The sequence below is a fragment of the Holdemania filiformis genome, assembly GCF_003459085.1.
Taxonomy (GTDB): domain Bacteria; phylum Bacillota_I; class Bacilli_A; order Erysipelotrichales; family Erysipelotrichaceae; genus Holdemania; species Holdemania filiformis.
Genome location: NZ_QRUP01000007.1, coordinates 60,359 through 72,905 on the forward strand (window position 1 = coordinate 60,359; position 12,547 = coordinate 72,905).

Here is a 12,547-nt window from a genome sequence, read left to right on the forward strand (position 1 = left end):
TTATCGGTGAAAAATAGGAAAAGGAGCGGTGAAGATGAAAATTGCAATGGCTTGTGATCATGGCGCTTATAAGAATAAGGAAGCGCTGAAAGCAAAATTGATTCAGGAAGGTTACGAGGTTGAAGATTTCGGATGTTTCAGCGAGGAAAGCATCGATTATCCGGAAGTAGCTTATCCGTGCGCGAAAGCGGTTGCGGATGGAAAAGCGGATCGCGGCATCGTCATGTGCGGAACGGGGATCGGCGTCAGCATCGTCGCGAATAAAGTGCCGGGCATCCGCTGCGCACATGTGCATGATCTGGAAACCGCAAAGCTGACCCGCGAACATAACGATTCCAATGTTCTGGCGATGGGCGGCCGGATTATCAGCCAGGAGCTGATCGAGCAGATCGCGGAAGTCTGGCTGACGACGCCGTTTTCCAACGAAGAGCGGCATCAGCGCCGGATTGATCAGATCGCGGAATTAGAAAAGAAAGCTTAATTGAAAATTCAGTAAAAAACGATCGTTCATTTCTAATAAGGAAATGGGAGCGATCGTTTTTTTATGTGAAGTCAGACTCTTTTTATTGAAGCCGCTGCTTTTTTACAATGGCCTTATTTGTTCAGCGTATCGATCACGACCGGCAGCACCTGTTTCTTCCGTGAGATGAAGCCCGGCGCAAACCCATTCGTCAGCACGGTCTTAAATCCTTCCTCAATAACCCAGCCTTTTTTTCCCGTATACAGGAAATGGGAGCCGGAACCTTTCGGATCTGTAAACAAGATCAACAACAGATCGTAATGATGCTGCAGATTCTGCTCTTCCAGATACGCCAGAAAATCCGGCTTGATCTGTTGGTATTCATCCGGACAGCGGCACACGACCTGACCGATTGCCACCTTACTGTCCTGAATCCGGAACTCCTTGAAATCCTCATACATCAATTCCTGGAACGATTTGTTCATCAACGAATCCGAGGTTCCGACCAACTCCTCGGACAAGGTCTGCCGGTCAACGCCGGAAATCTGCGCCAGCTTCTCCGCGGTGATGCGGTCAATCTCGGTCGTGGTCGGCGATTTTAAATTCATCGTGTCGGAAAGCAGCCCGGCTAACAGAACCCCGGCGATCTGCGCGGGAATTTCAATCTGATGCTGTTCGTAGAGATTGGCGACAATCGTGCAGGTGGAGCCGACGATCTGATTCACAAAGGAGATCGGACTCTGCGTTTCTATTCCGCCTAACCGATGATGATCGACGATTTCGATGATCTCCGCAAATTCCAGATCATGAATACTCTGTTCTTTTTCATTATGATCGACTAAAATCAGCTGTTTCTTCCGATAATTAAATAAGTGATACCGGGAGATTGCGCCGATCACTTCCTCTTTTTCATTGACGACCGGATATGTGCGGAAGCGCGTCTTCGCAATCCGCTGACTGGCCCCATCGACCGTTTCGCTGGTCCTGAACACGACGACTTCCCGGGTCATGATCTCCGCGACGCTCGGACTCTGGAAAATGCTGTGCGCCACCGTGATCGCGCTGAGCGGCGTATGCAGGATGGAAACCTGTTCCTGTTTCGCCATTTCCAACGTGATCGAATCGACCCAGTTCTCACCGCAGATCAAAATTAACGATGCTTTCTGGCGGATCGCCGAGCGCTGCACCTCCGGGTTGTTCCCGACGATCACGATCGTGCCTGCTTCGATGTTGCTGTTCTGGCCTAAGGAAGGCATCAGATGAACTTTCCCATTCGGATGAAACGGCGCTTCATAAAGCAGGGAAGCCCGCGTGGTTTTCAAAATGTTGGCTAACGGCACCCGGCTCATCAGATCCTCCAACGCTTCTTCATCCGCGGTCCACAGATTTGTCAGATCGGAAACGGAAACGATGCCCTCCAGATGATGCTGCCTGTCCACGACAAAGATTCCTTTGTTTTTCCGCGACAGAATCGCGTCGAGCGCTTCCTTCATCGTTGTGTCTTTGCTTAAAAGCATCGCTTCATCCATGTCGATTTCCGCCAGCGTGCATTTGGCGCTTGTCAAAAGCATCGGCACCGGCAGCCGGAACCGGTCCAGGATGTATAAGGTTTCCTTGTTGACCGCGCTCAGCCGGGCGGCTACAGTATTGATGCCCAGCTTGTTTTTCAGCGCCGAGTAAGCGATCGCCGAACAAATCGAGTCGGCGTCAGGATTTTTATGACCAATTACATATACAGGTTTATCCATAGTTTATCCTCACTGACTTCATCATAGCGAAGTTTGTCAGGAAAAACAAGTTCGATTTGTGACCGCTTTCAATTTGCCCGCTCCAGGAATGTCCAGCCGTTGACAAAACAGGGGTGTTTGTCCGCTTTTCCGACAAAAGATTTTGTTTGTCTATGTCCTGCCGCCAGACCTTTCGCGTATAATGACATCCGAAAAGGAGGTCGTGCGAAAACTCACGAGAAAGTGAGCTGGAATCCTTTGTATTTTGATAAGAGTCAATGGTATAATAACCGTGATAACGCTAACAGAATAAGGAGAGAGCTTATGTTGAAAGTATTGAATCACCCGCTGATCACACACAAGCTGGCCCAGATGCGCAAGGTGGAAACCGGAACCAAGGATTTCCGTCAGAATCTGGATGAAATCGCCGGGTTGATGGCGTATGAAATCTGCCGCGATCTGCCGACCAAGCCGGTGACGATCCAAACGCCGATCTGCGAATGCCAGACGGAAGAACTGTCCAAGGAAATTGTTCTGATTCCGATCCTGCGTGCCGGACTGGGGTTAGTCAACGGCATCACCGATCTGATTCCGACCGCCAAGGTTGGATTTATCGGTCTGTACCGCGATGAAGAAACCTTACAGCCGCACGAATATTTTGCCAAGTTCCCGAACACGATGCCGGACGCTGTCAACATGGTGTTGGATCCGATGCTGGCGACCGGCGGATCTGCCGTCGCGGCGATCGACATGATTAAAAAACGCGGCGCCAAGACGATTAAGCTGGTTTGCCTGGTCGGCGCGCCGGAAGGCGTCAAAGCCGTTGAGGAAGCTCATCCGGACGTCGATATCTATCTGGCGGCGCTGGACGATCACTTAAATGAAAAAGGCTACATCGTTCCGGGTCTGGGCGATGCCGGCGACCGGATCTTCGGCACCCGCTAGTGAAAAGCACCGTCCAGGCGCTGACGCTGGGCTTCACCATCGTGGTGTCGATCCTGGCGCCGACCCTGATCGGACTGGCGCTGGACCATGTCTGCGGCATAAGCCCCTGGGGTGTAATCGGGGGCGTTGTCTGCGGCGCGCTCTGCGCGTTCGGGGCTTTGTGGCAGCTGACAAAAACGAAATAAGGAAAACGTATGCGTAAACAAGCCATTTCAATCGCGCTGGTCTTGTCCGGCCTGGTCGTACTGACCGGCGTTCTGACCGATTGGCGGATCGCGTCCGGCTACGTCATGGGCGCGGCGATTTCCGCACTGCTGTACTGGCGCACGACGATGTTCTGCGATCAGGTTCTTGATCAGCAGGCGGCGGGGAAAATCGGCCTGATCGGACATTTTTTATTCAGCTATCTTCTGATGGCCCTGCCGCTGTTGATCGCGGCGCTGGTTCCCGAGGTGTTCAACATCTTCGCGGCAGCCGGCGGCCTGTTTTTGATGAAGGTTGTTCTGATTCTTGATTCTGTTTTAGAAAGGAGGGAAAAAGATGGGTAAACCGCTGCACCTGACGATCCAGTCGGATGTCTTCGTCATCCTGGGCGTCACCATCCTGCTGTGTCTGGCGGTGATCGCGCTGTCGAAGAAAATTGACAAGACCGATCCGCTGGCCAAACCGCACGGGCTGGTCCTGTTGGCGATCATGCTGGTGGAAACGCTTGATAACCAGGTGAAGGACAATGTCGGACCCCGGATCGCTAAAAATCTGTCGCCGTATGTCACGACGATCGCGATTTACATCTTTTTAAGCAATATTCTGGGCCTGTTCGGCTTCTCTTCTCCCACAGGCAATTACAGCGTCACGCTGATGCTGACGATTATCACGTGGGTGCTCGTCCAGATTGCGCAGCTCAAAGCCGGCGGCTTCAAGGCGTATATGCATTCGTTTATCGAACCGATTCCGGTCTTTCTGCCGATGAATATCTTCGGTAAATTCTCAACGCTGCTGTCGATGTCGCTGCGTCTGTTTGGCAACGTGCTGTGCGGAGGCATTATCATGTCCCTGGTTTACAGCTTTACGTCATGGTGCTCGACCGCTTTAATTAATTTTATTGTTCCTGTCGGATCGGCGTTTAACTTTATCGCTCCGATCCTGACCCCGGCGCTGCATTTCTACTTTGATTTGTTTGCCGGATTTATCCAGACTCTGATCTTCATTACGCTGACGATGGTCTTTATCGGTAATGAAGTTCCGGAAGAAATGAAAAAAGCATAACTATTAGGAGGAAAAAATTATGGATATCGCAAAAGGTTTAATCGCAATCGGCGCCGGTCTGGCTGTTATGACCGGTATGATGACAGGTATTGGTGAAGGTTTCGTCGCCGGCAAGGCCGTTGAGGCGATCGGCCGCAATCCGGAAGCGGAAGGCAAGATTCGTTCGACGATGATCCTGGGTATCGCACTGTCAGAAACCTGCGCCATTTACGGCTTGTTGGTAGCGATCCTGCTGATCTTCGTCTTCTAAACCAGACACGTGTGTGAAAACGATAGAGCAGGAGGGAAGATATGATTGATATTGATGTAATCGGCCAATTGCTTCCCAATCCGATCACGATGCTGACGCAGCTGTGTTCCACGCTGGTGCTGTTTCTGGTCATCAAGAAATTTTTGTGGAAAAGCATCACCGGCATGCTGGACCGGCGCGCCGAAAAGATGCAGGAGGAGCTGACCGCCAGCGAGCAGGCCCGTCAACAGGCGCAGCAGGATCGCGAAAACGCCCGTCAGGAATTGAAGGAAGCGGTAACCCGTTCCCAGACGATGATTGAAAAGGCGACGGTGGAAGCTAAATCCGTGCGTGAAGAAATTGTGCGCAAAGCAAAAACGGAAGCCGACGATCAAATAATCCGGGCGCGCGGCCAGATTGAGTTGGAGCGCTCGCAGATGCAGAGTGAAATCCACCGGGAAATGGTCGAAGTCGCGATGAGCGCCGCGGAGAAGCTGATCGGAGAAAAGAGCAGCGAGGCCGGCGATCGCCAGGCTGTCGATCAATTTGTAAAGGAAGTAAGCGCGTATGGCCAGTCAGGTCGCTGAACGGTACGGACAGGCGCTGTTTGAGCTGGCGAAGGAAAGCGGGGAACTGGTCCGCTGGGGACAACAGGCCCGCTGCTTAGCGGCCGTCGTGGAAGAAAATCCGCAGCTGCTTGATTTTTTCAATGCGGTCAAGATCAGCGCGGAAGAAAAAAAACAGATGGTGAACACGCTGTTTGCCGGACAAGTTGACAACATGCTCGTGCATTTCCTCGATTTGCTGATCGACAAGAAACGAACGAAGCATACCGTTGAGATTCTCCGTCAGTTTATCAGCCTGGAAAACGCCGAGCGCGGCGTGGCGGAAGGGGTTGTCTATTCCGCACGCAAATTGGCGAAGGAAGACGTGGCGCGCATCGAACAAGCGATGGCGAAGCGGCAGGGACAGAATCTGGAACTGACCAACCGGGTCGATCCGCGGTTGATTTCCGGCATTAAAGTGGTGATCGGCAATGAAGTCATTGACGGCTCCATGAAATCAAAAATTGAATCACTGAAAAGTGAACTGTTGAAGGAAAGCAGGTGAGAGAATGAGTTTAAGACCTGAAGAAATCAGTGCGCTGATCAAAGAACAGATCAAGCACTATGAAGATAAAATTCAGTCGAACGACGTCGGCTATGTCATTCGTGTCGGCGACGGCATCGCGCTGATTCAGGGATTGGACAAAGCGATGTCCTCCGAGCTGCTGCTGTTCCCGCATGATGTTTACGGCATGGTGCTGAACCTGGAAGAAGACCATGTGGGCGCGGTATTGCTGGGCGACGACACGCTGATTAAAGAGGGCGACGAAGTCAAACGCACCGGCCGGATCGTCGAGGTTCCGGTTGGGGACGGCATGCTGGGACGCGTTGTCAATGCATTAGGGCAGCCGATTGACGGCAAAGGCCCGATTGCCAGCGACAAGACCCGGCCGGTAGAACGGGTAGCGCCGGGCGTTATGACGCGGAAAAGCGTGCATCAGCCGTTGATGACCGGCTTGAAGATCATCGACTCCATGATTCCGATCGGCAAAGGTCAGCGTGAGCTGATCATCGGCGACCGTCAGACCGGTAAGACGGCGATTGCGGTCGATACGATTCTGAATCAGAAGGGACAGGACGTCTATTGTATTTATGTGGCGATCGGTCAGAAAGCCAGCACCGTCGCGCAGATTATGGAAAAACTCCGTCAGCACGACGCGATGGATTACACGACGATCGTTGCGGCGACGGCCAGTGAAATGGCGCCGCTGCAGTATCTGGCGCCGTATGCCGGCTGTGCGATCGGCGAGGAATGGATGGAACAGGGCAAAGATGTCCTGATCATCTATGACGACCTCTCCAAACATGCGGTCGCTTACCGCACCATGTCGCTGCTGTTAAGAAGACCACCGGGACGTGAAGCGTATCCGGGCGACGTTTTCTATCTGCATTCCCGTTTGTTGGAACGCGCGGCGAAGCTGAACGACGAGCTGGGCGGCGGTTCGCTGACGGCACTGCCGATCATCGAAACCCAGGCCGGCGATATTTCGGCGTACATTCCGACCAATGTCATTTCGATTACCGACGGACAGATTTTCTTGCAGACGGAACTGTTCAATGCCGGCGTGCGGCCGGCCGTCGACAGCGGCTTGTCCGTATCCCGTGTCGGCAGTGCGGCGCAGACCAAAGCGATGAAGCAGGTTTCCGGCTCGCTGAAGCTGGATTTGGCCCAGTATCATGAAATGCTGAGCTTCTCTCAATTCGGTTCCGACCTGGATCCGGTGACCAAGGCGACGATCGACCACGGCGCACGGCTGACAGAGCTGTTAAAGCAGGGCCAGTATTCTCCGCTGACGATGAGCCAGCAGGTCTTGTCGCTGTTTGCCGCGAAGAACGGGTATCTCAAAAATGTACCGGTTGAACAGATCAAGGGCTTCGAGGAAGGCATGCACAAGTTCTTCGCTCAGGATAAAGCCGATCTGATCGCCCGGATTGAATCGGAAAAGAAGCTCGACGCGGATCTGGAAACCGCGCTGAAACAGGCGATGGACGAATATCTGCAGCAGTTTCAGCTGATCAGTGGGATGTAATCCATGGCGCAGGGAAAGCAAGCGTTAAAGGGACGCATCCGTTCCGTCAGCGCCACCCGGAAAATCACCAGCGCGATGGAACTGATCGCCAACGCCAAGCTGCAGAAACAGCGCGTGCAGATGGAAAAGAACCGGGAATACGCGGATACGCTGCGCCAGATCGTCAGTCAGATTCTGGCGAACAACCCGGAAAGCGAATGCGTTTATTTAAAGAAAAATCAATCGCCGCGCACGCTGACGTTCATGTTCACCTCGGACATGGGCTTGTGCGGGGCATACAACGCCAACCTGCTGCGGATGGCCGGCGAAGTTCTGGATCCGCAGGATCCGATGATCGTGATCGGAACCAAAGGCACAAGCACGCTGCGGCAGAAGGGATTTAATCTGATCCGCGAGCCGATCGGCTCCGATCATGTTGATTTCTATGTGTTTAACGATCTGGCGGATGAAGCGCTGAAACTGTACGTCAGCGGCGAGATTGGCAAGATTCAGATTCTCTATTGCCAGTTCGTCAACGCCGTAACGTTTACGCCGCAGCTGCTGACGCTGCTGCCGGTCAGTCCGATGGAACGCGAAGGCCGGGAGTTTAAGGTGGAAACCTTATTTGAACCAGGGCCGGACGCCATTCTGAATTCGTTAATCCCGATGTACGTCCGCTCGTTGTTATACAGCACGCACATGCAGACCAAAACCGCGGAACAAGGTTCCCGGCGGGTGGCGATGGAAAGCGCGACGGATAACGCCGACGAGCTGATCGACAAGCTGACGCTGCAGTACAACCAGGCACGTCAGGCGGCGATCACGCAGGAAATCACAGAAATTGTCGCCGGGGCGGACGCCTCGTAGCGAAAGGAGAATTTATGGCTAAAAATATTGGAAAAATCGTACAGGTCATCGGACCGGTCGTGGATATCCGTTATGCCGCCGGTCAGCTGCCGGCCTTGAACAATGCGATCGTGGTGGAGAAAGGCGAAGGCCAGCGCATCACTGTCGAGGTGGCTCAGCATATTGGCGACGACGTCGTGCGCTGCATCGCGATGGCTTCCACCGATGGTCTGGTTCGGGGCATGGACTGCCTCGATACCGAAGCGCCGATCAGCGTGCCGGTAGGCCAGCAGGTGCTGGGCCGGATGTTCAACGTCCTGGGCGATGAGATCGACGGTCTGGGCGAACTGCCGGAACCAAATAAAAAACTGCCGATTCACCGCGCCGCACCCTCCTTTGAGGAACAGCTGACGTCTGCGGAAATTCTGGAAACCGGCATCAAGGTCATCGACCTGCTTTGCCCGTATGCCCGCGGCGGTAAGATCGGTCTGTTCGGCGGTGCCGGCGTTGGCAAAACCGTGTTGATGCAGGAACTGATCCACAACATTGCCAAGGAACACGGCGGCATGTCCGTTGTCGCCGGGGTCGGCGAGCGGACCCGTGAAGGCAACGATATGTATCACGAAATGAAGGACTCCGGCGTTCTGGACAAGACCGTACTGGTCTATGGCCAGATGAACGAAAGCCCGGGCGCGAGAATGCGCGTGGCGCTGTCCGGCTTAACGATGGCGGAATATTTCCGCGATCAGGAAGGTCAGGACGTCCTATTGTTTATCGACAATATCTTCCGTTTCACCCAGGCGGGTTCGGAAGTTTCCGCACTGCTGGGCCGGATGCCGTCAGCGGTTGGTTATCAGCCGACGCTGGCGACGGAAATGGGTCAGCTGCAGGAACGCATCACCTCGACCAAGCGCGGTTCGATCACGTCGGTTCAGGCAATTTATGTGCCGGCGGACGATCTGACCGACCCGGCGCCGGCGACAACGTTCTCCCATCTGGACGCCAAGACGGTTCTGGATCGTTCGATCGCGGCGCTGGGTATTTATCCGGCGGTGGATCCGCTGGAATCCAGCTCCCGCATGTTGGATCCGCTGGTTGTCGGCGACGAACATTACGAAGTTGCCCGCGGTGTCCAGCAGCTTCTGCAGCGGTATAAAGAGCTGCAGGATATCATCGCGATCCTGGGAATGGACGAGTTGTCGGATGAAGACAAGAAAATCGTCAACCGGGCGCGCCGGGCACGAAACTTCCTGTCGCAGCCGTTCCATGTCGCGGAACAGTTCTCCGGGTATAAGGGGAAATATGTACCGTTGAGTGAAACGGTCCGCAGCTTCAAAGAGCTGTTGGCAGGCAAGTATGACGATCTGCCGGAACAGGCGTTTATGTTTGTCGGCACGATTGAAGAAGCGGCGGAGAAAGCCCGCCAGCTGGGGCAGTAGCGTATGATCCACTGCCGCGTGGTGACGCCGGAAGGACTGGCGAAGGAAATGGATACCACCATCCTGAATGTGGTCAGCACTGTCGGTCAGCTGGGAATTTTATCCCGTCACGTACCGCTGGTCACGCCGCTGGCCATCTCCCGCATGATTACGGAAGAAAGCGACGGCCGCAAGGAATACGCGGTCGCCGGCGGTCTGTTATATTTTGAAGATGATCTGGCAACAATCCTGACCGACGCGATTGAGTCCAAAGAGGAGATCGATCTGCGCCGGGCCGAGGAAGCGAAACAGCGCGCCGAAGCACGGCTGGATGATCCGAATATGGACATGCGCCGGGCGGAGGTGGCTTTGAAAAAAGCGATCAACCGGATCTCAGTGAAAAACGAACTCAAATAAACCAAAGAAAACGACGATCTGATCTGAAAAGAAAAGGTCGTCGTTTTTGATGCTTTCACCGAGCTTTTAAGCAGTCTTGACAAAGAGAAGATGAAAGAGATTGAAATCCGGGGAAAGGAAGAAAGAAAAAAATAGGCGGGAACCGGCGGCGAACTGATTTGTTTTCATGAGTTTCAGAAAAGGATCGGCAGTTATTGACCCATTCTCTCGCAAAGCGGTTTCAATCTGAAAAAGAAACTCTTATAATGATAGGAAAGGGAAGGGTGACTTATGAAAACAGTTTATATCCATGGAATCCTGTTAGATGGTTCCGAGAACATGGAACCGCAGACGGGGATGGCTGTGATTACCGAAGGGGAAAAAATTATTACGATCGAGCCGCAGCAGTCTGCTTATGAAGGCGCGCAGGTCGTCGATCTGAAAGGGCAGTACATCATGCCGGGGCTGATCAATCTGCACGTTCATCTGCCGGCCAACGGCAAGCCGAAGAAGAAACAGAGTGATCCGAAGAAACTGGTCAAGCTGATGACAAGCAACAATTTCCTGCGCAAAATCATGTTGAAGATGTGCGAAGGGTACGCAAAGACACAGCTGATGAGCGGCGTAACGACGATCCGCACGGTCGGCGGCGTTGAGGACGTTGATACGAAAATCCGCGACGCGGTGCTGACGGGAAGAATCGACGGACCGCGGATTCTGGCGGGAAATATGGCGATTTCTGTACCAGGTGGCCACATGGCAGGATCGTTGGCGTATGAGGCGACCTCCCCGGAACAGGCACGGTCTTTTGTTCGTCAGATCGCCAAGGACAAGCCGGATCTGATTAAGCTGATGATCACCGGCGGTGTGCTGGACGCGAAGGTCAAAGGGGAGCCGGGAGAATTGAAAATGTCGCCGGAAATCGTGAAGGCGGCTTGTGAAGAAGCCCATGCCCTGGGTCTTCAGGTAGCGGCGCATGTGGAAAGTCCGCAGGGCGTACAGGTCGCGTTGGAAAACGGCGTTGATACGATCGAGCATGGCGCGATGCCGAGCGCGGAGATTATCCAGTTGTTCAAAGACCGCAAGGCCTGCCAGGTGGCAACACTGTCGCCCGCTTTGCCTTATGCGTTATTTGACCGGGCTGTCAGTCATGTTTCAGAAATGGAACAATACAATGGCAAGGTCGTTTTTGACGGCATTGTCGAATGCGCGAAGGAATGTCTGGCCAACGGCATTCCGGTCGGCCTGGGCACGGATACGGGATGTCCGTACATCACGCATTACGATATGTGGCGGGAAGTCAACTACTTCCATAAGTTCTGCGGTGTTTCCAATGCTTTCGCGCTGTATACCGCGACCAAGCGCAACGCTGAGCTCGTAGGAATCGGCGATCAGACAGGTTCCATCGAGGCAGGCAAGTGTGCGGATTTCATCGTGACGGAAAAGAATCCGCTGGAAGATTTAACAGCGCTGAGGAAGGTCACCCTGGTGGTTGCCCGCGGCAAGCGCTATACGGACCCGCAGGTCAAGAAAATGCCGGAGGTCGAACAGGCGCTGGATCAGTTTATCTAGACATACGGATATAAAGACAACGATCGCCGGACTGCAGAGATACAGCCCGGCGCTCTGTTTATAATGCTTAAAGAGGGATGAAGTCAATTTGATCATTTAGGTGCTCAATTATATCAAAATTAAGAAAATGATATAATTGAATGGAATTAACCAGGATAATATAAAAAAAATCAAATCGTAGAAACGATTGTAGAATTATTAATTCGTAAAATTCCGAATTTGGAATAAAATTATACTTTTTAAAATAAATATTCCGAAATGGGAATTTTAATTGAATTAATTTGAGATTCATCTCAAAGCAGATAAATTTGGCAGAGAACAATCGAGATTGAAAGAGTAATCGACATAGGCAATCGTCCTGGGAAGATTTATGAATCATTCAGGTCATTCATGAGGTTCAACTTTGTTGGAATTTATCCTTTGTGCGATAAACCATGAGCTGCTTGACTGGATGATCACTCTGTCTTCTGATTATGAAACGGCCGCCTTCCTGAAAAAAATTATACTACGCTTGTTTTCACATGGATGAATTTAATCTGCATTGGAGCAAACCGGTAGTTTTTTAGTGTTCTCTATCAAAAATTTTCCTGCAGGAAAAAAGGATTTTTATTGAAATTGATTAGACTACTACAATCGTCTTGACATCACGGGACTATTGTAGTAGTCTTTATTTAACAAGAAGACTATTGAAGTAGTCTGAAAGGAGGACAGGATGAAATTATTCGATTCTGAATTGAAAATCATGGACGTCTTATGGCGGAAAGGCAAAACACCGGCGAAGGAAATTGCCGATGAGCTGGGACAGAGCATCGGATGGAATAAGAATACGACGTATACCGTGATCAAAAAATGTGTGGATAAGGGCGCGGTTTTACGAACGGAACCCAACTTTCAATGTGAGGCGTTAGTCCGCCGGGAAGAGGTTCAGAAAGAGGAAACCGCGGAGCTGATCAATAAAATGTTCGGCGGAAGCGACGAGCTGTTCTTTTCTTCCTTCTTAAAGAATAAGGGACTCAGCGATGAAAAAGCCGACGAACTTCTGAAGCTGATCGAAAAGATGAAATGAGGAAAAAA

At 52.3% G+C, this 12,547-nt stretch carries 15 protein-coding genes; 14 read left to right on the top strand and 1 reads right to left on the bottom strand.

The features are described 5' to 3' along the window. The first annotated feature begins 34 nt into the window (after positions 1-34). Positions 35-481 (top strand): ribose 5-phosphate isomerase B, encoded by a 447-nt coding sequence (gene rpiB / locus DWY25_RS07150; RefSeq protein WP_117894664.1) that lies wholly within the window; start codon positions 35-37, stop codon positions 479-481. Between the two features lie 113 nt (positions 482-594). On the opposite strand, the gene DWY25_RS07155 is transcribed toward rpiB, so the two are convergent. Then, on the bottom strand, positions 595-2,208 hold the full coding sequence (locus DWY25_RS07155) for a putative manganese-dependent inorganic diphosphatase (protein ID WP_117894665.1): 1,614 nt from the start codon (positions 2,206-2,208) through the stop codon (positions 595-597). 303 nt (positions 2,209-2,511) lie between these two features. On the opposite strand from DWY25_RS07155, the gene upp reads away from it, so the two are divergent. The 13 genes from upp to DWY25_RS07225 all read left to right on the top strand — a co-directional run bounded on the left by upp (position 2,512) and on the right by DWY25_RS07225 (position 12,539). Further along, a complete protein-coding gene (gene upp / locus DWY25_RS07160) occupies positions 2,512-3,132 on the top strand; it encodes a uracil phosphoribosyltransferase (protein ID WP_039863799.1) in 621 nt (206 codons plus the stop codon). Beyond that, on the top strand, positions 3,132-3,317 hold the full coding sequence (locus DWY25_RS07165) for an AtpZ/AtpI family protein (RefSeq protein ID WP_117894666.1): 186 nt from the start codon (positions 3,132-3,134) through the stop codon (positions 3,315-3,317). Before upp ends, DWY25_RS07165 begins: the two co-directional genes overlap by 1 nt. A 9-nt stretch (positions 3,318-3,326) precedes the next feature. Continuing rightward, positions 3,327-3,680 (top strand): hypothetical protein, encoded by a 354-nt coding sequence (locus tag DWY25_RS07170; protein WP_117894667.1) that lies wholly within the window; start codon positions 3,327-3,329, stop codon positions 3,678-3,680. Next, positions 3,673-4,398 (top strand): F0F1 ATP synthase subunit A, encoded by a 726-nt coding sequence (locus DWY25_RS07175; RefSeq protein WP_006057959.1) that lies wholly within the window; start codon positions 3,673-3,675, stop codon positions 4,396-4,398. Before DWY25_RS07170 ends, DWY25_RS07175 begins: the two co-directional genes overlap by 8 nt. Before the next feature lie 19 nt (positions 4,399-4,417). Next, entirely contained in the window at positions 4,418-4,648 is a 231-nt protein-coding gene (gene atpE, locus DWY25_RS07180) for an ATP synthase F0 subunit C (protein ID WP_006057958.1), read from the top strand. A gap of 41 nt (positions 4,649-4,689) precedes the next feature. Beyond that, on the top strand, positions 4,690-5,214 hold the full coding sequence (gene atpF, locus DWY25_RS07185; RefSeq protein WP_006057957.1) for a F0F1 ATP synthase subunit B: 525 nt from the start codon (positions 4,690-4,692) through the stop codon (positions 5,212-5,214). Further along, positions 5,195-5,737: a F0F1 ATP synthase subunit delta gene (locus tag DWY25_RS07190; protein WP_117894668.1), complete on the top strand. Its 543-nt coding sequence runs from the start codon at positions 5,195-5,197 to the stop codon at positions 5,735-5,737. Before atpF ends, DWY25_RS07190 begins: the two co-directional genes overlap by 20 nt. A gap of 4 nt (positions 5,738-5,741) precedes the next feature. Then, positions 5,742-7,262, top strand: a complete 1,521-nt coding sequence (gene atpA / locus DWY25_RS07195; protein WP_117894669.1) for a F0F1 ATP synthase subunit alpha — start codon at positions 5,742-5,744, stop codon at positions 7,260-7,262. A 3-nt stretch (positions 7,263-7,265) separates the two neighbouring features. Further along, positions 7,266-8,108: an ATP synthase F1 subunit gamma gene (atpG, locus tag DWY25_RS07200; protein WP_006057954.1), complete on the top strand. Its 843-nt coding sequence runs from the start codon at positions 7,266-7,268 to the stop codon at positions 8,106-8,108. Between the two features lie 14 nt (positions 8,109-8,122). Further along, positions 8,123-9,526 (top strand): F0F1 ATP synthase subunit beta, encoded by a 1,404-nt coding sequence (gene atpD / locus DWY25_RS07205; RefSeq protein WP_006057953.1) that lies wholly within the window; start codon positions 8,123-8,125, stop codon positions 9,524-9,526. A 3-nt stretch (positions 9,527-9,529) separates the two neighbouring features. Next, positions 9,530-9,922 (top strand): ATP synthase F1 subunit epsilon, encoded by a 393-nt coding sequence (atpC, locus tag DWY25_RS07210; RefSeq protein WP_117894670.1) that lies wholly within the window; start codon positions 9,530-9,532, stop codon positions 9,920-9,922. A 270-nt stretch (positions 9,923-10,192) separates the two neighbouring features. Next, positions 10,193-11,473: an amidohydrolase family protein gene (locus tag DWY25_RS07215; protein ID WP_117894671.1), complete on the top strand. Its 1,281-nt coding sequence runs from the start codon at positions 10,193-10,195 to the stop codon at positions 11,471-11,473. 712 nt (positions 11,474-12,185) lie between these two features. Beyond that, entirely contained in the window at positions 12,186-12,539 is a 354-nt protein-coding gene (locus DWY25_RS07225) for a BlaI/MecI/CopY family transcriptional regulator (protein WP_006057941.1), read from the top strand. Positions 12,540-12,547 lie beyond the last annotated feature (8 nt).